22 protein-coding genes and 2 tRNA genes are annotated in these 21,545 nt (G+C 64.0%); 11 read left to right on the plus strand and 13 right to left on the minus strand.

Going from position 1 to position 21,545, the window contains the following annotated elements; translation table 11 throughout:
- Positions 1-121 precede the first annotated feature (121 nt).
- Positions 122-1,996 carry an MFS transporter gene (locus AC2T4A_RS12555; RefSeq protein ID WP_486743427.1) on the plus strand — a complete coding sequence of 625 codons (1,875 nt, stop codon included), beginning with the start codon at positions 122-124 and terminating at the stop codon, positions 1,994-1,996.
- 66 nt (positions 1,997-2,062) lie between these two features.
- Here the strand turns inward: AC2T4A_RS12555 and AC2T4A_RS12560 are convergent, their stop codons facing one another.
- The 4 genes from AC2T4A_RS12560 to rdgC form a co-directional block, all read right to left on the minus strand.
- A complete protein-coding gene (locus AC2T4A_RS12560) occupies positions 2,063-2,272 on the minus strand; it encodes a cold-shock protein (protein WP_015478234.1) in 210 nt (69 codons plus the stop codon).
- A 206-nt stretch (positions 2,273-2,478) separates the two neighbouring features.
- Positions 2,479-2,793, minus strand: a complete 315-nt coding sequence (gene sugE / locus AC2T4A_RS12565; protein WP_416745375.1) for a quaternary ammonium compound efflux SMR transporter SugE — start codon at positions 2,791-2,793, stop codon at positions 2,479-2,481.
- Positions 2,794-2,927: 134 nt separating this feature from the next.
- Complete coding sequence (locus AC2T4A_RS12570; RefSeq protein ID WP_486743428.1) at positions 2,928-3,884, minus strand: bile acid:sodium symporter family protein; 957 nt, start codon at positions 3,882-3,884, stop codon at positions 2,928-2,930.
- Between the two features lie 70 nt (positions 3,885-3,954).
- Positions 3,955-4,875, minus strand: a complete 921-nt coding sequence (gene rdgC / locus AC2T4A_RS12575) for a recombination-associated protein RdgC (protein ID WP_017522054.1) — start codon at positions 4,873-4,875, stop codon at positions 3,955-3,957.
- A gap of 177 nt (positions 4,876-5,052) precedes the next feature.
- Here rdgC and AC2T4A_RS12580 point away from each other — a divergent pair.
- The 4 genes from AC2T4A_RS12580 to AC2T4A_RS12595 all read left to right on the plus strand — a co-directional run bounded on the left by AC2T4A_RS12580 (position 5,053) and on the right by AC2T4A_RS12595 (position 7,046).
- Positions 5,053-5,128: transfer RNA gene (locus AC2T4A_RS12580), tRNA-Val, on the plus strand.
- Positions 5,129-5,141: 13 nt separating this feature from the next.
- Positions 5,142-5,218, plus strand: a tRNA-Asp gene (locus AC2T4A_RS12585).
- 287 nt (positions 5,219-5,505) lie between these two features.
- Complete coding sequence (bamJ, locus tag AC2T4A_RS12590; protein WP_416745370.1) at positions 5,506-6,246, plus strand: BamJ family beta-barrel-assembly machinery protein; 741 nt, start codon at positions 5,506-5,508, stop codon at positions 6,244-6,246.
- Between the two features lie 374 nt (positions 6,247-6,620).
- Positions 6,621-7,046 carry a YkvA family protein gene (locus AC2T4A_RS12595; protein WP_416745368.1) on the plus strand — a complete coding sequence of 142 codons (426 nt, stop codon included), beginning with the start codon at positions 6,621-6,623 and terminating at the stop codon, positions 7,044-7,046.
- On the opposite strand, the gene AC2T4A_RS12600 is transcribed toward AC2T4A_RS12595, so the two are convergent.
- The gene (locus tag AC2T4A_RS12600; RefSeq protein ID WP_478379696.1) at positions 7,034-7,792 is read right to left on the minus strand and encodes a substrate-binding periplasmic protein; all 759 of its coding nucleotides are present in this window, start codon (positions 7,790-7,792) and stop codon (positions 7,034-7,036) included. The two genes, AC2T4A_RS12595 and AC2T4A_RS12600, sit on opposite strands and share 13 nt — an antisense overlap.
- A gap of 85 nt (positions 7,793-7,877) precedes the next feature.
- Between AC2T4A_RS12600 and AC2T4A_RS12605 the strand changes: the two genes are divergently transcribed.
- The 3 genes from AC2T4A_RS12605 to AC2T4A_RS12615 all read left to right on the plus strand — a co-directional run bounded on the left by AC2T4A_RS12605 (position 7,878) and on the right by AC2T4A_RS12615 (position 9,044).
- Entirely contained in the window at positions 7,878-8,195 is a 318-nt protein-coding gene (locus AC2T4A_RS12605; protein ID WP_416745366.1) for a helix-turn-helix domain-containing protein, read from the plus strand.
- Positions 8,192-8,557: a hypothetical protein gene (locus AC2T4A_RS12610; protein WP_024763424.1), complete on the plus strand. Its 366-nt coding sequence runs from the start codon at positions 8,192-8,194 to the stop codon at positions 8,555-8,557. Before AC2T4A_RS12605 ends, AC2T4A_RS12610 begins: the two co-directional genes overlap by 4 nt.
- A 70-nt stretch (positions 8,558-8,627) precedes the next feature.
- Positions 8,628-9,044 (plus strand): SEL1-like repeat protein, encoded by a 417-nt coding sequence (locus tag AC2T4A_RS12615; RefSeq protein ID WP_416745654.1) that lies wholly within the window; start codon positions 8,628-8,630, stop codon positions 9,042-9,044.
- 1 nt (position 9,045) lies between these two features.
- On the opposite strand, the gene AC2T4A_RS12620 is transcribed toward AC2T4A_RS12615, so the two are convergent.
- Both AC2T4A_RS12620 and AC2T4A_RS12625 read right to left on the minus strand, forming a co-directional pair.
- Entirely contained in the window at positions 9,046-10,794 is a 1,749-nt protein-coding gene (locus AC2T4A_RS12620; RefSeq protein ID WP_486743429.1) for a bifunctional diguanylate cyclase/phosphodiesterase, read from the minus strand.
- A gap of 91 nt (positions 10,795-10,885) precedes the next feature.
- Positions 10,886-12,964 (minus strand): carboxy terminal-processing peptidase, encoded by a 2,079-nt coding sequence (locus AC2T4A_RS12625; protein WP_478379681.1) that lies wholly within the window; start codon positions 12,962-12,964, stop codon positions 10,886-10,888.
- 138 nt (positions 12,965-13,102) lie between these two features.
- On the opposite strand from AC2T4A_RS12625, the gene AC2T4A_RS12630 reads away from it, so the two are divergent.
- Together AC2T4A_RS12630 and AC2T4A_RS12635 are read left to right on the plus strand one after the other, a co-directional pair.
- Positions 13,103-14,065, plus strand: a complete 963-nt coding sequence (locus AC2T4A_RS12630; protein WP_478379680.1) for an NAD(P)H-quinone oxidoreductase — start codon at positions 13,103-13,105, stop codon at positions 14,063-14,065.
- A 26-nt stretch (positions 14,066-14,091) separates the two neighbouring features.
- Entirely contained in the window at positions 14,092-15,258 is a 1,167-nt protein-coding gene (locus AC2T4A_RS12635; RefSeq protein ID WP_486743430.1) for a site-2 protease family protein, read from the plus strand.
- Positions 15,259-15,281: 23 nt separating this feature from the next.
- Here AC2T4A_RS12635 and AC2T4A_RS12640 read toward each other — a convergent pair whose 3' ends face one another.
- From AC2T4A_RS12640 to AC2T4A_RS12665, 6 genes are read right to left on the minus strand one after another with little or no spacing between them, the layout of a single operon-like run.
- Complete coding sequence (locus AC2T4A_RS12640; protein ID WP_478379678.1) at positions 15,282-15,935, minus strand: HAD family hydrolase; 654 nt, start codon at positions 15,933-15,935, stop codon at positions 15,282-15,284.
- A complete protein-coding gene (locus AC2T4A_RS12645; RefSeq protein WP_416745355.1) occupies positions 15,935-16,930 on the minus strand; it encodes an ABC transporter ATP-binding protein in 996 nt (331 codons plus the stop codon). Before AC2T4A_RS12645 ends, AC2T4A_RS12640 begins: the two co-directional genes overlap by 1 nt.
- The gene (locus AC2T4A_RS12650) at positions 16,927-17,715 is read right to left on the minus strand and encodes an ABC transporter permease (protein ID WP_416745353.1); all 789 of its coding nucleotides are present in this window, start codon (positions 17,713-17,715) and stop codon (positions 16,927-16,929) included. The genes AC2T4A_RS12645 and AC2T4A_RS12650 overlap by 4 nt, the downstream gene beginning before the upstream one ends.
- A complete protein-coding gene (locus AC2T4A_RS12655; RefSeq protein WP_486743431.1) occupies positions 17,699-18,541 on the minus strand; it encodes an ABC transporter permease in 843 nt (280 codons plus the stop codon). Before AC2T4A_RS12655 ends, AC2T4A_RS12650 begins: the two co-directional genes overlap by 17 nt.
- Positions 18,538-19,347: an alkaline phosphatase family protein gene (locus tag AC2T4A_RS12660; RefSeq protein WP_486743432.1), complete on the minus strand. Its 810-nt coding sequence runs from the start codon at positions 19,345-19,347 to the stop codon at positions 18,538-18,540. The genes AC2T4A_RS12655 and AC2T4A_RS12660 overlap by 4 nt, the downstream gene beginning before the upstream one ends.
- Positions 19,348-19,404: 57 nt before the next feature.
- Positions 19,405-20,463 (minus strand): ABC transporter substrate-binding protein, encoded by a 1,059-nt coding sequence (locus tag AC2T4A_RS12665; protein ID WP_416745347.1) that lies wholly within the window; start codon positions 20,461-20,463, stop codon positions 19,405-19,407.
- Between the two features lie 331 nt (positions 20,464-20,794).
- Here AC2T4A_RS12665 and AC2T4A_RS12670 point away from each other — a divergent pair, with 331 nt between their 5' ends.
- Positions 20,795-21,511: a UTRA domain-containing protein gene (locus tag AC2T4A_RS12670; RefSeq protein ID WP_486743433.1), complete on the plus strand. Its 717-nt coding sequence runs from the start codon at positions 20,795-20,797 to the stop codon at positions 21,509-21,511.
- Positions 21,512-21,545: the final 34 nt, after the last annotated feature.

Below are 21,545 nucleotides of genomic sequence, written 5' to 3' on the forward strand. Positions count from 1 at the left end.
CTGTCCGGGATTTCATCACCGGAATGGATTTGTGCGGAAAATGTGGCTTTTCTTCACGCTGTTGCCGTCATATCCGTGCTGTCATTCCGGCTCAAGGCCGCCACGCAGGTATACAAGGACGATGTCTCAACACTCGCAATTCGCCCTGCTGGGCACCAAGCGATTCCTGCCCTTCTTCATCACCCAACTGCTGGGTGCGTTCAACGACAACATCTTCAAGCAGTCGCTGATCCTGGCGATCCTCTACCACCTCACCATCGGTGGTGACCGCAACCTGCTGGTCAACCTCTGCGCGCTGCTGTTCATCCTGCCGTTCTTCCTGTTCTCCGCCCTGGGCGGCCAGTTCGGCGAGAAGTTCAACAAGGACGCGCTGATGCGCGCGCTGAAGCTGGCCGAGATCGTGATCATGGCGGTGGGCGCAGCGGGCTTCGTGTTCGGCAGCCTGCCGCTGCTGTTCCTCGCGCTGTTTGCCATGGGCACCCACTCGGCGCTGTTCGGCCCGGTGAAGTACTCCATCCTGCCGCAGCACTTGCGTGAGGACGAATTGGTCGGTGGCAATGCCCTGGTGGAAATGGGCACCTTCCTGGCCATTCTGTGCGGCACCATCGGTGCGGGCGTGCTGATGTCGCGGCAGGACTACGCTGCTGGCGTTGGCATTGCCGTGGTGATGGTGGCCGTCTGTGGCTTCCTTGCCAGCCGCAACATTCCTCGCGCGGCCGCCGCGCTGCCGGAGCTGAAGGTTGACTGGAATATCTTCCGCCAGTCCTGGAGCATCCTCCTGCTCGGCCTGCGCCAGCGCCCGGCGGTGTCGCGCTCGCTGGTGGGCAACTCCTGGTTCTGGTTCCTCGGCGCGGTCTACCTGACGCAGATCCCGACCTACGCCAAGGAACTGCTGCATGGCGACGAGAGCGTGGTGACGCTGATTCTCACCGTGTTCTCGGTGGGTATCGCGCTGGGTTCGATGCTTTGCGAAAAGCTCTCCGGCAAGAAGGTGGAAATCGGTCTGGTGCCCTTCGGCTCCATCGGCCTGAGCCTGTTCGGCATCCTGCTGTGGTGGCACTCGGGCGGCTTCCCGCAGGGCGAACAGCCTTACAACTGGCTGGCCGTGCTGGAGCATTCGCAGTCCTGGGCGGTGCTGGCGGATATCCTTGGCATCGGCATCTTCGGCGGTTTCTACATCGTGCCGCTGTATGCGTTGATCCAGGCGCGCACCGAGGAGGACAAGCGTGCGCGGGTGATCGCGGCGAACAACATCCTCAACGCGCTGTTCATGGTGGTGGCGGCGGTCGTCTCGATCCTGCTGCTGTCGGTGGCGAAGCTGAGCATCCCCGAACTGTTCCTCGTGCTCTCGCTGATGAACGTCGCGGTGAACGTGTACATCTTCAAGATCGTGCCCGAGTTCACCATGCGCTTCCTGGTCTGGCTGCTGACCCACTCGATGTACCGGGTCGATCACCGCAACCTCGAAGCCATTCCCGACGAGGGCCCGGCGGTGCTGGTGTGCAATCACGTGTCCTTCGTCGACGCGCTGCTGATTGCCGGGTCCGTGCGCCGTCCGGTGCGCTTTGTCATGTACTACAAGATCTTCCGCATCCCGGTGCTCAACTTCATCTTCCGTACTGCGGGCGCCGTGCCCATCGCCGGGCGCAACGAGGATGCCGAGACTTATGAGAAGGCGTTCGCCAGAGTCGCCGAGTACCTGCGTGAAGGGGAACTGGTGTGCATCTTCCCCGAGGGCATGCTGACCCTGGACGGCGAGATGAATGAGTTCCGCGGCGGTGTGGAGCGGATCATCGAAGAGACCCCGGTACCGGTTATCCCGATGGCGCTGCAGGGGCTATGGGGGAGCTTCTTCAGCCGTGATCCGCAAAAGGGTTTCCTGCGTCGGCTGTGGTCGCGGGTCTGCCTGGTGGCCGGCCAGCCCGTTGCGCCGGAAGAGGCCAAGCGCCTGCTGCTGCAGGAGCAGGTAGCCGAACTGCGTGGCGTGGCTCGCTGAGGGCCGGGTGACGGAAAAGAAAAAGCCCCGGCATTGCCGGGGCTTTTTCATGGTGCAGGACGAGGATCAGATAACCTGAACTTCGTCAGCCTGCAGGCCTTTCTGGCCTTCAACAACGATGAAGGAGACCTTCTGGCCTTCCTGCAGCGACTTGAAGCCATTGCCCTGGATGGAGCGGAAGTGAACGAACACGTCGTTGCCGCTTTCCGGGGTGATGAAACCGAAGCCTTTAGCGTCGTTGAACCACTTGACGGTGCCGGTCTGACGATTGGACATGGAATTACACCTTGAACTATTGAAGATTGTTTTGCGGAAAAGGTCCGCGCTCGTCCTGAGTTGCAAGGTGCAGTCGAAGCCGGGTGGTGGGGAATGGCCCCTCCAGGTCACGAGCCACAGTGACCCAAGCAAACACAGTGGCCCGCAGCATACCGACAAATTTTCGGGAAAGCGACAGCCCGCCGGTATCGAAAACCGATACAGCGTCAGTGGCTCATTTTCAGTCCGACCAGTCCGCACAGAATCAGCGCAACACTGAGCAGGCGTACCGGCGCCATGGACTCGCCGAACAGCACGATCCCGACGATGACGGTGCCGACGGCGCCGACACCGGTCCAGATGGCATAGGCAGTGCCCAGCGGCAGGTTCCTCATGGCCAGGCCAAGCAGGCCCATGCTGGTGATGATCGCCAGCACGGTGAGGACGGTTGGTATCGGCCGGGTAAAGCCTTCGGTGTATTTCAGGCCGACAGCCCAACCCACTTCGAACAGGCCGGCGACGAACAGAATGATCCAGGACATGGAGCTCTCCAGACGGTGGATGGATTGGAGGGCCGTCCCCGCTGGAGCACCGGAAGGTGGTGAGGTCGTCCTCACAATGTGCAGTATTTTGCACAAAACCGGTGCGCCGGGCAACCCGGCGCCGGATTCCTGCCCTATTGCGGGGCCTGTTTCTGGGCGGATGGCTCTTCGGTCATGCGGCGGAACCAGGTGGAAAGCGTTGCGCCGGAGATGTTGTGCCACACGCTGAACAGTGCGCTGGGCACTGCCGCCAGTGGCGAGAAGTGCGCGCTGGCGAGGGCGGCGCCGAGGCCGGAGTTCTGCATGCCCACCTCCAGCGCCAGTGACTTGCGCTGCGCCAGCGGCAGGCCGAAGACCTTGGCGGTGAAGTAGCCAAGCAGGAAACCGAAGCCGTTGTGCAGGATCACGACGGCCATGATCAGCAGGCCGGATTCGGCGATCTTTGCCTGGCTGGCGGCAACCACCGCGGCGACGATGATGACGATAGACACCACCGAGATCAGTGGCAGCACGTCCACCACGTGGCGCACCCGCGCGCCGAGCAGGCGCTGGGCAACGATGCCGAGGACGATCGGCACTACCACCACCTGCAGGATCGACCAGAACAGCGCACCGAAGGATACCGGCAGCCACGCGGAAGCCAGCAGCCAGATCAGCGCCGGGGTGAGCAGCGGAGCAAGGAGGGTGGTTACGCCAGCGATGGCCACCGACAGCGCCAGGTCACCGCGCGACAGCCAGGTCATCACGTTGGAGGCGGTGCCGCTGGGGCAGCAGCCGACCAGGATGACGCCCACGGCAATCTCCGCTGGCAGGTGCATCAACTGGCAAAGCAGCCAGGCCATGCCGGGCATGATGACGAAGTGGGCGATCACGCCGAGGGTGACGCGCCAGGGATGTCGGGCGACTTCGGCAAAGTCCTCGACCTTGAGCGTAAGGCCCATGCCGAACATGACCACGCCGAGCATGGGCACGATGGCGACAGCGAGCGGCGTGAAGAGGGAGGGAACGAAGAGCGCCAGGATGGCGAAGAGCAGCACCCAGAGGGCGAAGGTGTTGCCCATGAAGCGGCTGAGCAGGATGAGAGCACGCATGGGCCCTCCTTCTTGTGAGTGGGCCTTTTATGGTGTCAGGCGCCGCGCGGGCGCGGCGCCTGAAGGGGCGTCAGATGCCTTCGGGCATCGCCTCGCCACCGAGAGCCTCGATCAGCGCCGGGATGAACTCGGCGAAGGTCAGCATCATCAGCGTGAAGCTGGCGTCGAGTTGGCCGAGGGCATCTTCGCCGCCGTCCTGCTCCGCCTTTTCCTGCAACATGTCTTCGAAGCGCAGGCGCTTGATCGCCACCTTGTCGTCGAGGACGAAGGACAGCTTGTCCGACCAGGCCAGCGACAGCTGGGTGACCAGCTTGCCGGAGGTCAGGTGCAGCTGGATTTCCTCGCTGGTCAGGTCCTGGCGCTTGCAGCGCACCACGCCGCCGTCTTCGTGGGTGTCACGCAGCTCGCACTCGTCGAGGACGAAGAAGTCGCCGGCGGCTTCCTGGGTCTTCACCCAGTCGGTCAGGGTGGCGGTCGGCGCGGTCTTCACGGTCAGCGGGCGAACCGGCAGCGAGCCCAGGGCCTCGCGCAGGGTGGAGAGCAGGTCTTCAGCCTTCTTCGCGCTGGAGGTGTCGACCAGGATCAGGCCGAGGCTCGGTGCGATGGCAGCGAAGGTCACCGAGCGGCGAATGAAAGCGCGCGGCAGCAGGGTCTGGACGATTTCGTCCTTGAGCTGGTCGCGTTCCTTCTTATAGACCTTGCGCATCTGCGCGGCTTCGATCTCGTCGACCTTTTCCTTGAGCGCGTCACGCACGACGCTGCCGGGGAGAATGCGCTCTTCCTTGCGGGCGCTGACCAGGAAGAAGCCTTCGCTGGCATGCACCAGCGGAGCGTCCGGGCCCTTGCCGAAAGGCGCGGAGAAACCGTAGGTAGTCAGTTCCTGGCTGGCGCAGGAGCGCGCCGGCTTGCTGGCCAGGGCCTTCTCCAGGGCATCGGCGTCGATCTGCAGATCCTGGGTGAGGCGATATACGAGCAGATTGCGGAACCACATGAGGGTCTAACTCCTGGACACAAAGGACGCATTATTCCGTTCGGCGCGGTTCAGGCCAACCCCGTTTCGTCATTCACCCTCTTCATCTAAGCCTTTGGAACATCTGAAAATTTTTTTCATTCGGGGGCTTGCCAGGTTCAAATGTCCTCCGTAGAATGCGCCCCACTTCGAGACGAAGGGTGATTAGCTCAGCCGGGAGAGCATCTGCCTTACAAGCAGAGGGTCGGCGGTTCGATCCCGTCATCACCCACCACTCGAGGTCCGACGCAGCGGTAGTTCAGTCGGTTAGAATACCGGCCTGTCACGCCGGGGGTCGCGGGTTCGAGTCCCGTCCGCTGCGCCACAATTCGAAAAGCCCTCAGGTAGCAATACCTGAGGGCTTTTTCTTTGCCTGCCTTTTTTATCTGCGAACCTCGTTCCTGCAAAAGCTTCCCGTCGAAAATTGCCCCGCCGAGTCACAGTGATTCCGTGCTGGCCGTCTGACTTATCCTGTTAATTTTCTTATAAGTTTGCTGTGGGAACTTCTCCCTCGGCAGTGGTTCCTATTGCCCATAGCCACTGGCCACGAGCGCCTGATAAGCTCGCGGCTTCATTACTTCAGCCATGACGGCGCATAGACAAGGATTCAGCATGAAACAACATCGGTTGGCGGCAGCGATCGCGCTGGTCGGCCTGGTTCTCGCGGGCTGCGACAAACAGGCCGCCGAAGTGGAACTCAAGACTCCTGCGCAGAAAGCCTCCTACGGCATCGGCCTGAACATGGGCAAGAGCCTCGCCCAGGAAGGCATGAATGACCTGGATTCCAAAGCCGTCGCCCTGGGCATCGAAGACGCCGTTGGCAAGCAGAAGCAGAAGCTGACCGATGAAGAGCTGACCGAAGCCTTCACCGCCCTGCAGAAGCGCGCTGAAGAGCAGGTCGCCAAGAAGAACTCCGAGGCTCTGGAAGCCGGCAAGAAGTTCCTCGAGGAAAACGGCAAGCGTGAGGGCGTGGTCACCACCAAGTCCGGCCTGCAGTATGAAGTCGTGAAGAAAGCCGACGGTGCACAGCCCAAGGCCACCGACGTCGTCACCGTTCACTACGAAGGCAAGCTGGTCGATGGTACGGTCTTCGACAGCTCCATCCAGCGTGGCAGCCCGATCGATCTGCCGGTTGGCGGCGTGATCCCGGGTTGGGTCGAAGCCCTGCAACTGATGCACGTTGGCGAGAAGATCAAGCTCTTCATCCCGAGCGAACTGGCCTACGGCGCCCAGAGCCCGAGCCCGACCATCCCGGCCAACTCCGTGCTGGTGTTCGACCTGGAACTGCTGGCCATCAAGGACCCGAACCAGCCTGACGCGGCTGAGGCTCCGGCAGAGCAGCCGAAGAAGTAACTGAGTACCTTCGTACCAGTGAAAACGCCCCGTAACCCACGGGGCGTTTTCGTTTGTGCGGGAAGCGCTCTGGAACGGTACGCTGACCGTCGGGTCTGAAAGGGAGTAACCTTGGACCCGGTGTTACCCTTATGCACATATTTGACGCAGTTGAAACAATGTCCTCCCCTTGACATTGATCAGCCCATCGCTTAGCCGCAACTGCATGATTTTTAACGCATTTACAGGGGTGAACAAAAAATCGCCGATCTGTCTGCAGCCCTCATGGCTCGGGCGTTTGGGCGATATCAAGGGTGGCTTTCAACAGAGTTATCCACAGGAAAGGTGGATAACCTGAACCCGCCCTGTACGAATCTTCCTATCGAGGTGAGTCGATGAAAAAGCCTCCGGGATTTGACCGTTTTCTCAATCTCGCCAGCCGCTTTATCGCGGGTGGGCGGGTGCCTGCGCTGCTGTTCGCCGTGGCGCGCAAGAGTGGCCGGGTCAAGTTGGCAAAGACCGATCTGAAGCTACTGCAGGAACTGCTGGTGGCCTGGGTGCGCGGCGACTACCGGGGTATCAGTTCCCAGGCGCTGGTTTCCGTCGTGGCGGCGCTGCTGTATTTCCTCTCGCCGGTGGATCTGGTGCCCGACTGGTTGCTGGGCGTCGGTTTCCTCGATGACCTGGCGGTGCTGGCGTGGGTGGTTCGTCGCTGGCAGTCGGAGATCGATGCGTTCAAGGTCTGGCGCGACGCGCAGGGTGTGGAAACCCGCGAGGCCCTGAAGCAGCTGCCGCCGCCGGAAGCGATTCAGCGTCTCTGATGCATCCGTGCAGTCTGTTCGCCGAGCAGGCGCTGTATGGAGCCGTCGCTCACCATCGCCTGCAGCACGGCATCCAGGCGCTCGGCGGGGAGCGGTAGCGCGGGGCCGTACGAGCAATAGATCGAGTAGCGCTGCACAGTGTTACGGCTGATCGCGACCGGCAGTTGGCGGTGTTCCGCGAGGAGAAACTCCAGCGGTCGGCGCATGTCTATCAACGCGTCCAGACGGCCGGCCTCAAGCATGTGCAGACGGGTATCCAGGTCGCGCACATCGGCGCGTTTCACCCGGCCTTCGGCGAAAGCCTGCATCAGTGGCGCGGGGTAGACGTAGCCCAGACTGGTGCCAACGCGTATGCCGCGCAACTGCGCGAGATTTTCCACCGGCGGCGCATCCGCACGCTGGGCCATGGAATCTTCTTCCTCGAACAGACTGGGCGACCAGCGCAGCTTCTCCGGCGCCTTCATCCACTGCGGATTGTTGATGCACAGCAGGTGGATTGCGCCTTGGGCGAGAGCCGGTTCGGCGCGCTTGTCCGGGGTTTCCACGAAGCGAACCTCCAGTCCCAGACGCTGTCCGACGGTTTCGCCCAGATCGCGGATGAAGCCAGGCGCCAATTCATGGTCGATACTTTCTGCGTAGGGCATGCCGTTGCTTGGCGAATAGCCCCAGCGCAGTTCCTCGGCGCCGCACAGGGCGCTCGCCAGGCATAGGCACAATGGAAGGAAGCGCTGCAAGTCGGACCCCATGTCTGGTGGCGAGAAGCGCTGCGCAGTATAGCCGGCACAGGCGCGCATCAGACTGTTAAGATGGCCGCCTGCAAGGAGTGTTGTCATGAACGTTCAAGTCATCATGCGTGACGGCGAAGCGGAGTACGCCGTGGTTCCCTGGGCCGAGTACCAGGCCCTGCTGGCAGCCGCCGGCCGGGGGGCCGCCCAGGTCGTCAAGCCGGCTGCCGCTCCGGCACTCGATGAGAAGCCGGACTGGAAGGCACTGCGCGAAGCCCGGGGCTTCTCCATCGAAGCGCTGGCGCGTTCGGTGGGCATCAGCCCGTCCTACCTGGAACTGATCGAGAACGGCGAACGCGAAGCCAGCGACGCCATCCAGCATGGCCTGCGTCGTGCCCTGGGCACTGGGGAGTCTGCTTCTTGAGCGTGCAGATCAGTCGCAAGCATTGGGAAGGCCTGCTCGGCGAGCTGGAAGACGCCCGCCGCCAGCGCCATCTGCTGACCTACCGAGCGCTGATCGAGCGCCTGCAACTGCCAACTCCGGCCATGACCGTGCTGACAGCCGCGCTGGAGCACCTGGCCGCGCTGGACGCCCGTGCGGGGCGCCCGATACGCAGCTCGCTGGTGATCAGCCAGGGTGCCAGCCGCCTGCCGCGCACCGGTTTCTTCGAGCACGTCGAGCGCCTCGGCCGCTTCTCCGGTGCGCCGGATGGCCCCGCCGCCGCCGGTTGGCACGCCGCAGAAGTGGTGCGCGTCTTCGAGTTCGAGTACCCCGAGGAGCTCTGACGTGGCGACACCCCGCGAGCTGTTCTGGCGCCTGCGTGCGCGGCTGAGTTACGCCGTGGCGCGACGCCTGATGGGCTGGCCGTGGATGGTTCGCCAACCGCGCGCCTGGGCCTGGATGCAAGGCCAGTTCGCACGCATGGCAGCTCTCGGCGACGTAGGGGCGCAGAGTTTCTACGGCCACCTGCTGCTGTTTCGCGGACAGGGTTTCGGCGCTCGCGAGGAAGGTCTGCGTCTGTTGCGTCTCGCCGCTGCGGCAGGCGATCACAAGGCCGCGTATCAGGTGGGCGTGCAATCGCTCAAGGGCGATACCCGGCAGGCCGGTGACGCGCAGGAGGCTGCACGATACTGGGCGCAGGCTGCCGAGGCAGGCCATCCGCTGGCGGCGCGCAAGCTCGGTGAGTTGTACCGCAGCGGTGGCCCTGGTCTTGAGCCCGATGAAGCCCAGGCCGAGCGCTACGAGACGCGCGCGCGCCAGTTGGGCCTCTGAATCATTCCGCCGTGAGGATGTGCAGGCTGTAGCCGGGCATGTTCTTCGCGTGGCGCTTGGCCTCCGAAGCGAGCCCGGCCAGTTGACTGGCATCCAGGCGCTGCCCGGCGCCACTCTTCACGTGCACCACGCCGATCGACAGGGATAGCAGCGGATATTCCTCGCGTCGCCCCTGGCGGTTGTACGCGACGAAACAGCCCGCGTCCAGATGCTCGCGGCTGTAGAAGCGCCGGCACTGGCCCTGGAAATCCTCCAGCAAGTGGTTGAGCCGCTCGCGCCAGTCCTGCGTCCCCAGCACCAGCATGAAATCGTCGCCGCCGATATGGCCGACGAAGTCCCGCGTCGGGTCCACGCGCTCGCCCAGGCACTGCGCCAGGCACAGCAGAACTTCATCGCCACGGGCATAGCCGTAGAGATCGTTGAAGGGTTTGAAGCTGTCGATGTCGACGTAGCACACCACGGCTTCGCGACCTTGCTGCAGCAGGCGCGACAGGCACTGCTGGATGGGTACGTTGCCCGGCAGCAGGGTAAGCGGGTTGGCGTGGCGCGCCTGGCGGATCTTCAGCTCGGTGATCAGCTTGAGCACATCGATCACCCGGCCCAGGCCCAGGTAGCGGCCGTTCAGGGTGATGATGAAGTCTTCCTCGATGCGTTGCCGCGCGCGGCTGGTGAGCAGGCGGCTGACCTGCTGCAACGACTGGCTGCGTTCTACCGCGAGGAAGTCATCGCTCATCAGCCGGCTGATCGGTTTGCGTGCATACAACTCCGGTGCGAATGGCTTGAGCAGCGCGTCGGACAGTGCGTGGCGGTGGACGATGCCGACGGGGTGGTCATGACTGTCGAGCACTGCCAGCGAGTTGAGGTTGGCCTGCGCGCGGAAGGCCTCCAGCACGTCGCCAATGGGTGTGCTGTCGCGTACCGCCGGTTGGTCCAGCAGCAGCGGTTCGAGGTCGGACTGATCTTCGGCAAGCAGCGCGCCAGCGCTGTCGACTTCCGGTAGCAGGGCGCGGGCGTCGCGCGGTGGCGTTTCGTTCGGGCGGCCAAGCAGGTAGCCCTGTACCAGGTCGACGCCCATCTCTGAAAGCACCGCCAGTTCTTCCGCAATCTCGATGCCCTCGGCAATCACCTGGGCACGGGAGGCGTGGGCCATCTTCAGGATCGAGCCGACGAATTCGCGCTTCACCGCATCCAGGTGGATGCCTTCGATGAAGTGGCGGTCGATCTTCACGTAGTCGGGGCGCAGTTCGGACCACAGGCGCAGGCTGGAATAGCCTGCGCCCAGGTCGTCCAGGGCGATGGAAAAGCCCATGGCGCGGTAGTGGTGCAGTGCGGTGTCGAGGAGGGTGAAATCCTCGATGGGCGTCTGCTCGGTCAGTTCGATCACCACGTCACTGGGCGATATGCCGAAGGTCTGCAGCAATTGCAGCGTGCGGCCGGGCTGGTGGGTCGGTTCCAGCAGGGATTCGGGGGACACGTTGAGGAACAGCTTGCCCTCGAGCTTCAGGTCGCGAAAGCGTGCGCAGGCCTTGCGTCGGCAGAGCAGTTCCAGCTGGCTCAGGCGGCCGCTGCTGCGGGCGATGCTGAACAGCGGCAGGGGCGAGTGCAGGGGGCCGTTGGACGGGCCGCGCGTAAGGGCTTCGTAGCCCACCAGGCGCCTTTCCGAAAGCGACAGGATGGGCTGGAACAGGCAGTGCAGGTCGCCGTGAGCGAGGATCTGGTCCAGCGCGCTCAACTGCTCGGTGACGGTCATGACGGTTCTCGGTGGCTGTAAAAAGCAAAAGGGCCGGTTTCCCGGCCCTGTGCATTTCACGACAGCGTCATGACTGTTTGATTACATCCGATCAGTGTTTGGCGACCTGGGAGTCCAGATTCAGGTAATCGATCAGGATGTGCCCGGACTCGGTGAGGTAGGCGTCGTCCTGCGGCTTGGTCTTGTCCTCTTCCGGCAGGGCGTTCTCGTCTTCCTTCTTCAGCTCCTTGAGCGGCTCCTGGCCCTTGGATTTGCGCAGGGCGTTCTCCATGGCCAGCTGGCGGTTCTCGATGCTGGTCTGCTGGGCGCGACGCTTGGCTTCGTTGAGGCTGACGGTCTTCTCCTTCATCAGCTCCTGGGCCAGGGCGAGACGCTCGCGGGCATAGACGAAGTCCGCGTTGTGCTCGGTGCGCGCGTCGTGGCGGGTACGCAGCTGGTCGAGGAACGGCTTGAACGGGTCGGCCTGGGCCTTCAGCACGGGCTTGATGGTGTCCCACGGCATCGAGTCGGGCAGGGCGCTCTCGCCGATTTCCTTATCGTCGACGATGGACGGGTAGCCGATGTCCGGAATCACGCCCTGGTGCTGGGTGCTCTGGCCGGAGACGCGGTAGAACTTGGCCAGGGTCAGCTTCAGCTCGCCATGGTTGAGCGGCTGGATGGTCTGCACGGTGCCCTTGCCGAAGGTCTGGCCACCAACGATGAGTGCACGGTGGTAGTCCTGCATGGCGCCGGCGAAGATCTCCGAAGCCGAGGCGGACAGGCGATTGACCAGGACGGTCATCGGGCCGGTGTAGAAGGCCTTGCCTTCGTCATCATTGAGCACGTCGACGCGGCCATCGCTGTTGCGCACCAGTACGGTCGGGCCCTGGTCGATGAACAGGCCGGTCAGCTCGGTGGCTTCCTGCAGGGAGCCGCCGCCGTTGTTGCGCAGGTCGATGACGATACCGTCGACCTTGTCCTTCTGCAGTTCGGCGATCAGCTTCTTCACGTCGCGGGTGGTGGACTTGTAGTCCGGGTCGCCAGCGCGATAGGCCTTGAAGTCGAGGTAGAACGCGGGCACGTCGATGATGCCCAGCTTGTAGTTCTTGCCTTCGTGGTCGATGGTGATTTCCGACTTCTTCGCCGCCTGGTCTTCCAGCTTCACCGCCTCGCGGGTGATGGTGACGATCTTGCTGGTCTGGTCGTTCGGCGCGTTGGTCGACGGAATCACTTCCAGGCGGACCTGCGAGCCTTTCGGGCCACGGATCAGCTTGACCACTTCATCCAGACGCCAGCCGACCACATCGACCATCTCGCCCTTGCCCTGGGCGACGCCGATGATCTTGTCGGAGGTGGCGATCTGCTTGCTCTTCTCGGCGGGGCCGGCCGGTACCAGGCGCACGACCTTCACGTAGTCGTTGTCGCTCTGCAGTACGGCGCCGATGCCTTCCAGCGAGAGGCTCATGTTGATGTCGAAGTTTTCCGCGCTGTCCGGCGACAGGTACTGGGTGTGCGGATCGTAGGTCTGGGCGAAGGCGTTGATGTAAGCCTGGAAGATGTCTTCGCTGCGGGTCTGCTCCAGGCGCATCAGCTGGTTCTTGTAGCGCTTGGTCAGCTGTTCCTGGATGGCCTTGTTGTCCTTGCCGGCGATCTTCAGGCGCAGGACCTCGTCCTTCACCTTCTTGCGCCACAGGTCGTCGAGCGCAGCGCTGTCCTTCGCCCAGGGCGATTTCTCGCGGTCGATTTCCAGCGACTCGTCCTTGGTGAAGTCCATCTTGTCGACACCCTTGTTCAGGGTGGCCAGGGCAAAGTCCAGGCGCTCCTTCAGGCGGTCGAGATGACGCTTGTAGATGGTGAAGCCGGGCTCCAGTTCACCGCTCTTCAGGAAGTCGTCGAACTGGGTGCGCCAGGGTGCGAACTGGTCGATATCGGCCTGGGTGAAATACATCCGCGCCGGATCGAGAGTCTTCAGGTAGCTGTCATAGATCTTCGCCGAGCGCTCGTCGTTCAGCGGCGGCTTGTTGTAGTGATGGCGCTTGAGCAGCTCAACGATGTTGAGGCTGGCGATCACTTGATCCCGGTCGGGCTGCAGGCCGTCCCAGACGTTCGGGCTGGTGGTTGCCGCGAACGAGGAAAAGGCGGTTGCGCCGAGGATGAACAACAGGGCGGTACGGGGCAAAAATCGCTTCATGCTGATTCGACTGATCGCGGAGTTATGACGCATATTAGGCCTTAATTGGCGGCGCCGGGTTCAATCGCAGATTAATTCGGCGCGAAGAAAGGGCCCGACCTTACGGATCGGGCCCTGCAAGGTCACTATGGAGGCAGCGTGAACGCATTGCAAGGCATCGAAGGGCGAGTGGAGTGGGCCGAACGCCCCAACCCGACTTGTGCACAGGGGCAGATCCGGATCCAGGTCGCCGCCGCGGGACTCAACCGTGCCGACCTGCTGCAGGTGGCCGGTCTTTACCCGCCGCCGCCGGGGGCGAGCGACATCATCGGGCTGGAATGTTCCGGCGTGGTGACCGAGGTCGGCGCCGGCAGTACCTGGCAGGTGGGTGACCGCGTCTGCGCGCTGCTGGCTGGTGGCGGCATGGCCGAGGAAGTGGTGGTGGACGAGCGCCATGCACTGCCGGTGCCCGCGGGCCTGAGCCTGGCCGAAGCCGCTGCGCTGCCCGAGGTTTACGCCACTGCCTGGCTGAACCTGTTCATGCTCGGCGCGCTGCAGCCGGGCGAGAAGGTGTTGCTGCACGCGGGTGCCAGCGGCGTCGGCTCGGCCGGTATCCAGCTGTGCAAGGCCTTCGGCAGCCCTTGCTGGGTCAGCGTCGGTTCGGCCGATCGACTGGCCTACTGCGAAAGCCTGGGGGCCGAGGGTGGTGCGTTGCGCGGCGAGAGTCTCGAATCGCTTCGGGATTTCGCACCCTTCGATGTGATCCTCGATCCGGTGGGCGCTAACTACGCCAAGCTGGACCTGGAAATCCTCGGCCGTGACGGGCGATGGGTGGTCATCGGCCTGATGGGTGGTCGCAAGGCCGAACTGGACCTGGCCCTGCTGCTGGGCAAGCGTATCCAGCTGATCGGCTCGACCCTGCGTTCGCGGGATGCCGACTTCAAGGCGCAGCTGATCGCCGAACTGGGGATGAAGGTCTGGCCGTTGTTCGAAACCGGCAAGCTGAGCCCACAACTGGAACGCACCTTTCCGGTCCGCGAGGCGCAGAGCGCGTTCGATGCCCTGGCGAGCAATCAGGTGCAGGGCAAGGTCGTGGTGCTGATCGACGAAAGCCTGAGCTGATCAGGCGCAGGACGCAGGGAGCGGCCATGAGCGAGACAGGGATGTCGCAAAGCAGAGCCGGCAATGCTGCCGGCCTCTGGTCACTGCCTGAGTGGCTCAACACGCCACTACGAATGCTGACGATCGTCCTCGGCGGCGCGACGGGCGCGCTGGGTATGGCCCTGAGCATGCTCTCGATGCCAGCCGAGCCGGTGTGGATCGTCCCTGGTCTGCTACTTGGCTTCGTGGCCATTTACCAGTCCATTGTCGTGCATGAGTTCGGACATCTCCTGGGGGCGCGCCTGGGAGGCATGACGGTGATGCGCCTGCGTGTTGGCCGCTGGGATTTCCGCATGCGGCGCCGAGGCTGGACTTTCAGTCGGCAACCGAAGCACCCGCAGAAGCTCGCTGGCTATGTGATGGCTTTCGCCGACCCGCGTGGTCCCTGGCGGCGCCAGCATGTCTGGTTCAATGCCGGCGGGCCGCTGGCGAACCTGCTCGTGGCTGGGCTCACCGGACTGGTTTCGCTGGCGCTGGAGGACGGGCCCGGGCAGGGGCTCCTGCTCGCGGTGGCTGCGACCAATGCCTGCACGGGCGTTGCCAATCTGTTGCCGGTACAGGGCAAGCTCAAGCAGGTCAGTGATGGCTTGTGGATGATGCGCTGGTGGCGAGGGCTGGATGCGGCGCATCCGCAATTGGCATTCGCTCGTCTGATGGGGCTTTCGTGCGCGGGGCTGTGCGCGGACCAGGTGCCGGAAGCGGATCTGCAACTTCTGGAATCCCAGGAGTCGCCGATGCCGCTGGTGGCGCTGTATATCCGTCTGCGCGCGCTGCAGATACAGGGGCGCTGGCAGGAGGCTGCCGCGCTTGACGCTTCATTCCAGGCGCAACGCAACGCCCTTCCCGAAGCCCTGCAAAAGGTGCTGTACGACATGCTCAGACTGATCGGCGCCGAGCTGGCGTTCGCCCAGGCCGTTGCGTCGCGCAGTGCCGTGGGTTTGTTCGATGAGTTGCTGCCGCAGCGCCTGCAACGCGAGTATGCAAGCATATGGGCGCGTTGCCTGGCGATGCGTGCCGCAGCGGCGGGGGATCAACAGGAGTTTCGCCATCAGCTCGATCGAGCGGTGGCCTTTGCCCGACTGTCACCGGACCTTTCCCAGGAGACGGAAGAGCTGCGCATGCAGAAGCATTTGCTGGAGGTTCTGCCGGCCTGACGGTTCAGGCCGGCACGCCAGGATCATTTCCAGTCGAGGATGTCCCAGCCCATCTTCTGCGCATGTTCCAGCAGCACCGGGTCGGCATTCACCACGTGCGGCTTGCCCACCAGCTTGAGTAGCGGCAGGTCATTGCGCGAGTCGGAGTAGAAGTGCGCGTCGGCCAGTTGGCTGTCGTCGCCTTCGAGCAGGTCGAGCAGGCGCAGCACCTTGCCTTCGCGGTAGGTCAGGGTGCCGACGGTGCGGCCGGTGTAGTGCCCGTTCACCACTTCCAGGTCGATGGCCAGCACTTCGTCGATGCCGATGCGTTCGGCGATGGGTTTGACCAGGTGCACGCCAGAGGCGGAGATCACCAGCGGACGGTCGCCGGCCTCGCGGTGGCGGGCGAGGGCGGCGCAGGCGTCGCTGTGGATCAGCGGTTCGATCACGTCCTCGACGAAGGCTTCCACGTCACGCTCGATTTCTTCCACGCTGCGCCCGGCCATCGGCTCCAGGGCGAAGGCCATGTAGTCCTCCATGGGCAGCTTGCCCTGCGCGTACAGCGCCATCAGTTCGGCGTCGCGCTTGAGGAACGACTCCGCGTCGACCCAGCCGAGATCGGCCATGCGCTTGCTCCACAGGCTCGCGCAGTCGCCGTCGATCAGGGTGTCGTCGAGGTCGAATATCACCAGGGCCATCAGGCCACCTCCCGAATACTTTCAATGTCGATTTGCAGGCTGAGCTCGGTGCCGGCCGGGTACAGGCGCTCGGCGCTGCGGTTGAGGACGTCCACGGTCAGCTCGACGCCACTGGCGTCGACCCGATAGCGGATCACGTTGCCCAGCAGGCTGTGGGAGAGTACCCGAACCGGGATGCCTTCGCCCGGCTCGACGCTCAGACGCAGGGATTCGGGGCGGATCGCCACCTGCTGGCGGAAAGGGCGGTCCAGCAGCCTGGTCGCCTGGGCCGCGTCGAGCAGGTTGTAGTTGCCGATGAAGCCGGCGGCGAAGGCGTTTTCCGGGGCGGTGTAGAGGGTTTCGGCGTCGCCGCTCTGGACGATGCGCCCGGCGTTCATCAGCACGATGCGGTCGGACAGCGTCAGCGCTTCCTCCTGGTCGTGGGTGACGAACACTGTGGTCAGTTTCAGTTCCTGCTGGATGCGCCGGATCTGTTCGCGCAGGTGCTTGCGGATGCGCGCGTCCAGCGCTGACAGCGGCTCGTCGAGCAGCAGCAGGCGCGGGCGGGTGACCAGCGAGCGGGCCAGGGCGACGCGCTGGCACTGGCCGCCGGACAACTGGTGCGGATAGCGCGCCGCCAGCGGGCCGAGCTCGACCATCTCCAGCGCCTCGCGCACGCGCTGGGCCGATTCTGCCGCTGGCACTTTCTGCATGCGCAAGCCGAAGGCGACGTTCTGTTCGACGGTCATGTTGGGGAACAGTGCGTAGCTCTGGAACACCATGGCGATGCCGCGCTTCTGCGGGCTCTTGGGCACGATGTCCTCGCCGTCCAGCAGGATGCGCCCGCTGTCCACGGCGGTGAGGCCGGCGATGCAGCGCAACAGGGTGGACTTGCCGCAGCCGCTGGGGCCGAGCAGGGTGACGAACTCACCGCTCTCGGCGGCGAAATCGATGTCCTGGAACACCGTGGTGGTGCCGTAGCTCTTGTTCAGTGTCTCGACGCTGAGGAAGCTCATGCCTTGTCCTTGCTTAAACGATTCGCCGCCCAGGTGAGCAGCAGGACGAAGAGGAAATACGAGACCACCACCGCGCTGGTGTAGTGGCCGCTGCTGTTGCGCATGTTGTTGAGGAACACCTGCAGCGTTTCGTAGCGGGTGCCCACCAGCAGGTTGGCGAAGACGAACTCGCCGATGAGGAAGCTGAAGGACAGGAACAACGCCACCATCAGGCCCTTGCGCAGGTTCGGCAGCACCACCAGCAGGGCGGCCTGCCAGGTGCTGGCGCCGAGCAGGTGGGCGGCGTCCATCAGGTCGTGCAGGTTGATCGCCTGCAGGTTGTTGCTGATCGCCCGGTACATGAAGGGCAGGGCGATGGTGAAGTAGCAACCGATCAGGATCCACGGCGTACCGACGATGGGCACCGGGCCCGAGGCGTAGAGTTGCAGCAGGCCGACCGACGACACCACCGGCGGCACCGCGAAGGGCAGCAGGATCAGCACGTTCATCAGCGCATCCAGGCGCGGGAAGTAGTAGTGGATGACGAACATCAGCGGCAGCACCAGCGCAACGCTGAGGATCAGTGAGCCGAAGCACACCAGCAGCGACTGGCCGAAGGCAACGAGGAAGCGCGGGTCGCTCCACAGGGTCATGAACCACTTCAGGGTCAGGCCGTCGGGCAGCACGCTGGCGCTCCACGAGGTGGCCAGCGAGTAGAGCAGGGTGGCGGCCAGCGGCACCAGCAGGATCAGGAACAGCGCATGGACCACCACGCGGTGGTACAGCGCGTTAGCGTTTCTGGACATGGTAGCTCCGGCGTAGCAGCCACTGGTGGGCCAGGGTAATGATGCTCATCAGGCCGACCAGCACCATCGCCAGCGCGCTGGCCATGTTCGGGTCGAGGAACACGTCGCCCGAGACCAGCCCGGCGATGCGGATCGGCACCACGTTGAAGTTGCCGGTGGTCAGCGAGTAGACCGTGGCGTAGGCGCCCAGGGCGTTGGCCAGCAGGATGACGAAGGTCCCCAGCAGCGCCGGCGTCAGCACCGGGATGCCGATGTGCCGCCAGAATGCCCAGTGGCTGGCGCCCAGCAGTGCCGCGGATTCGCGCCAGTCCTCGCGCAGGGCGTCGAAGGCCGGGTAGAGCAGCATCACGCCCAGCGGAATCTGGAAGTAGGTGTAGAGGATGATCAGGCCGGTCTTCGAGTACAGGTTGAAGTCCTCGATGATCCCCGCCTGCTTCAGCAACAGCGTGATGGCGCCGTTGAAGCCCAGGATGATGATGAAGGCGAAGGCCAGCGGCACCCCGGCGAAGTTGCTGGTCATGTTGGCGAAGGCCATCACGAAGTCACGCAGCTTGCTGTCCACCTGGCGCAGCGAGTAGCTGCCGAGGATGGCGATGAACAGGCCGATCAGGCTCGACCACAGCGAGATTTCCAGGCTGTAGCGGATCGCCTGCAGGTAGAACGGTGAGCCGAAGATTTCGCTGAAGTTGCCCAGGCCCCAGCCGTCGCCGGTGCGCACGCTGTTGATCATCACCCACAGCAGCGGTGCGAGCTGGAAGGCGAAGAAGAACAGCGCGAAGGGCAGCAGGCAGAGCAGGGCGACGAGTTTTCCGGTGTTCGATCTCATGCCTTGAGCAACTCCCGGCAGACCGGTTTGTCGTGCGGCGCGCCGAGGATCTCGCACAGCGTGCCGCAGAGTTCGACCTGGCGCGGGCGCGCCTGGCCATCGAGGCTGAACACCTCGCCGAAGGCGAACAGCGGCACTTCGCGCTCCTCGGGGAGGATGCCGCCGTGGCTGCGGTCGTCGTTCATGCCGTGGTCGGCGGTGACCATCACCTGGTAGCCGGCGGCCAGCCACTGGTGCAGGTATTCGGAAAGGATGATGTCGACGTGCCGCGCGCTGTTGCGGTACTGCGGCGTGCCCAGGCCGTGCTTGTGGCCGGCGTCGTCGATGTTCATCGGGTGCACCAGCAGGCAGTTCGGCGCATGCCGGCGGCGCAGCGACTCGGCGTCGGTGAACAGGTGCGAGTCGGGGTAGTGGTCGGTCCAGTAGAAGTGGCCGTGCTGGATCGGCAGGGATTCGTCGTCGGTATGACGATCGCGCGCCGGGTCGAAGGGCGTGCGGTTGTACAGCTCGCTGACCCAGTTGTAGGCCGCCGCGGCGGTGGTCAGGCCGGCGTCACGGGCATAGTGGAACAGGCTGCGCTGGTTGGACAGGCGCGACACATCGTTATGCAGGATGCCGCTGTCGATGGGGCGCACACCCGTGAGGATGCATTCGTAGAGCGGGCGCGACAGTGAGGGCAGCTCGCATTCGAGCCGGTAGAGCTGGCCGCGGCCGGCGTTGCACAGCGCTTGCAGGTGGCCCATGCAGTCGTGGGCGACGCTGTAGTTGAGGCCGTCGAGGACGACCAGGATGACGTCGTGGCGCATGGGCGGGAGCCTTCGTCGAAACGCAGCCGCCCCGGTGCTAACCGGGGCGGCTGGGCGTTATTGCATGTTGATGATCACGCTTTCCTGCCACTGGCGCGGCAGACGCTTGGAGGTCTCTTCCCAGGCCTTGGGGTCTTTGATCGGCTGGGCCTTGGCGTACTGCTCGTTGGGCAGCAGCTTGGCCTTCACCTCGGCCGGCAGGGTCAGGTGCTCGGCGCGGATCGGCCGCGCGTTGCCCTTGGCCAGGTTGATCTGGCCGGCGTCGCTGAAGATGTACTCGCGAGCCAGCTTGGCGGCGTTCGGGTTCTTCGCGTACTTGTTGATGATGGTGGTGTAGCCGGAGATCACCGAGCCGTCGGAGGGGATCAGCACCTCGAAGCGCGACGGGTCGATCTGGTCGCGGTAGCTCAGGCCGTTGAAGTCCCAGACGATGCCGACTTCCACTTCACCCTTCTCCAGGGTGTTGATCACCGGGTTGGTCAGCGACAGGCGACCCTGCTTGGCGAGTTGGGCGAAGAACTCCAGGCCCGGCTTGATGTTCTTCTCGTCGCCGCCGTTGGCGATGCTCGCGGCGAGCACGCCGTTGACCGCCTGGGCGGCAGCGCTGACGTCACCGATGGTGACCTTGTACTTGCCCTTGAGCAGGTCGGCCCAACTGTGCGGGACGTCCTTCACCAGCTGCTTGTTGACGATGAAGGCGATGGTGCCGGTGTAGGCGAGCGCCCAATGGCCGTCCTTGTCCTTGGCCCAATCCGGGACCTGGTCCCAGGTACTGGGCTTGTAGGGCTGGCTGACGTCCATCTGCATGGCGATGGGGCCGAAGGCTGCGCCGACGTCGCCGATGTCGGCGCTGGCGTTTTCCTTCTCGGCCTTGAACTTGGCCAGCTCCTGGGCCGAGCTCATGTCGGTGTCCATGTGCTTGAGGCCGTACTTGCTCTCCAGGTCCTTCCAGGTGTCCTTCCAGTTCGCCCAGCTGTCGGGCATGCCCACGCTGTTGACCTGGCCTTCCTTGCGGGCGGCGGCTTCCAGCGATTGCAGATCGGCGTTGGCTGCCATGGCGAGGCCGCTGCCAATGGCAATGGCTGATCCCAGCAGTGAAGCAAGCAAGCGTTTCATTCGGTGCTCCTTCGGATGAAGTTCAGTGTTTTCAAGCGTGGTCTAGATCAGCAAGACGCAGGCCAATCTAAGCGGGGCGGATGACAGTTTGATGTAAGCCCCAGGTGCGCCGGCCCGGCCTTGAGCGCCCTGTGGGTCGTCGGAGAAAAGCGTAGACCATGGCCAACGCCTTGATCCGCCTGGTCTACGCTGGTGTCGTTAACTGGCATGGGCGCTGCTTGCAAAGACTCTGTCACGGGACGGTCATCGGGCTTTCCTAGGATGACGGCACCCCGTTGGGGGAAAGAAATGCCCTGTTCTGGGGCTGGACTAGTCCAAAAGAGGGAATCGAATGCGCGATTCGGCGCTACCCACGGTCACGGCGATCTGCCGCGCACTCATCGAGCAGATCGACAGCGGCCTGCTCAGCGCCGGCGGCAAGCTGCCGGCCGAACGCAAGCTGAGCGAGCTGTTCGACACCACGCGGATCACTTTGCGCGAGGCGTTGGGGCAACTGGAGGCACAGGGCCTGATCTACCGCGAGGAGCGCCGCGGCTGGTTCGTCTCGCCGCCGCGCCTGCTGTACAACCCGCTGGTGCGCAGCCACTACCATGCCATGGTGGAAGGGCAGGGGCGGGTGCCGGCGACCGAAGTCCTGTCCGCGCGGCAGGTGCCTGCCAGCGCAGCGATCTGCGAGCTGCTGGAGCTGCCGGCGCTCTCCAGCGTCTACCAGATCCGCCGGGTGCGGCGGGTGGACGGGCGGCTGGTGTTGTACGTCGAGCACTACCTCAACCCGGCCTACTTCCCCGGTATCCTCGACAGCGACCTGACCTGCTCGCTGACCGAGCTATATGCCAGCCGCTACGACATTCGCTACGGCCGCGTGCGCTTCGACATGGTGCCCACCGCCTTGCACGGCGAGGCCGCCAGTGTGCTGCGCGTCGCCGAAGGCAGCCCGGCGCTGCGCATCACCCGCATCAATGGCGACCAGCATGGGCGCATCATCGATTGCGACCTGGAGTTCTGGCGGCACGATGCTATCCACGTGAGTGTGGAAGTGCCGGATTGAGGTCGGATCTGTAGGAGCGAGCGTGCTCGCGAAC

The sequence above is a fragment of the Pseudomonas sp. PVC-3-1 genome, from assembly GCF_057444315.1.

Excerpts from the sequence above, each read along its gene's own strand:
- AC2T4A_RS12555 (WP_486743427.1), top strand. The coding sequence starts at position 122 with ATGTCTCAACACTCGCAATTCGCCCTGCTGGGCACCAAGCGATTCCTG.
- AC2T4A_RS12560 (WP_015478234.1), bottom strand. The coding sequence starts at position 2,272 with ATGTCCAATCGTCAGACCGGCACCGTCAAGTGGTTCAACGACGCTAAA.
- sugE (WP_416745375.1), bottom strand. The coding sequence starts at position 2,793 with ATGTCCTGGATCATTCTGTTCGTCGCCGGCCTGTTCGAAGTGGGTTGG.
- AC2T4A_RS12570 (WP_486743428.1), bottom strand. The coding sequence starts at position 3,884 with ATGCGTGCTCTCATCCTGCTCAGCCGCTTCATGGGCAACACCTTCGCC.
- rdgC (WP_017522054.1), bottom strand. The coding sequence starts at position 4,875 with ATGTGGTTCCGCAATCTGCTCGTATATCGCCTCACCCAGGATCTGCAG.
- bamJ (WP_416745370.1), top strand. The coding sequence starts at position 5,506 with ATGAAACAACATCGGTTGGCGGCAGCGATCGCGCTGGTCGGCCTGGTT.
- AC2T4A_RS12595 (WP_416745368.1), top strand. The coding sequence starts at position 6,621 with ATGAAAAAGCCTCCGGGATTTGACCGTTTTCTCAATCTCGCCAGCCGC.
- AC2T4A_RS12600 (WP_478379696.1), bottom strand. The coding sequence starts at position 7,792 with ATGGGGTCCGACTTGCAGCGCTTCCTTCCATTGTGCCTATGCCTGGCG.
- AC2T4A_RS12605 (WP_416745366.1), top strand. The coding sequence starts at position 7,878 with ATGAACGTTCAAGTCATCATGCGTGACGGCGAAGCGGAGTACGCCGTG.
- AC2T4A_RS12615 (WP_416745654.1), top strand. The coding sequence starts at position 8,628 with ATGGGCTGGCCGTGGATGGTTCGCCAACCGCGCGCCTGGGCCTGGATG.
- AC2T4A_RS12620 (WP_486743429.1), bottom strand. The coding sequence starts at position 10,794 with ATGACCGTCACCGAGCAGTTGAGCGCGCTGGACCAGATCCTCGCTCAC.
- AC2T4A_RS12625 (WP_478379681.1), bottom strand. The coding sequence starts at position 12,964 with ATGAAGCGATTTTTGCCCCGTACCGCCCTGTTGTTCATCCTCGGCGCA.
- AC2T4A_RS12635 (WP_486743430.1), top strand. The coding sequence starts at position 14,092 with ATGAGCGAGACAGGGATGTCGCAAAGCAGAGCCGGCAATGCTGCCGGC.
- AC2T4A_RS12640 (WP_478379678.1), bottom strand. The coding sequence starts at position 15,935 with ATGGCCCTGGTGATATTCGACCTCGACGACACCCTGATCGACGGCGAC.
- AC2T4A_RS12645 (WP_416745355.1), bottom strand. The coding sequence starts at position 16,930 with ATGAGCTTCCTCAGCGTCGAGACACTGAACAAGAGCTACGGCACCACC.
- AC2T4A_RS12650 (WP_416745353.1), bottom strand. The coding sequence starts at position 17,715 with ATGTCCAGAAACGCTAACGCGCTGTACCACCGCGTGGTGGTCCATGCG.
- AC2T4A_RS12655 (WP_486743431.1), bottom strand. The coding sequence starts at position 18,541 with ATGAGATCGAACACCGGAAAACTCGTCGCCCTGCTCTGCCTGCTGCCC.
- AC2T4A_RS12660 (WP_486743432.1), bottom strand. The coding sequence starts at position 19,347 with ATGCGCCACGACGTCATCCTGGTCGTCCTCGACGGCCTCAACTACAGC.
- AC2T4A_RS12665 (WP_416745347.1), bottom strand. The coding sequence starts at position 20,463 with ATGAAACGCTTGCTTGCTTCACTGCTGGGATCAGCCATTGCCATTGGC.
- AC2T4A_RS12670 (WP_486743433.1), top strand. The coding sequence starts at position 20,795 with ATGCGCGATTCGGCGCTACCCACGGTCACGGCGATCTGCCGCGCACTC.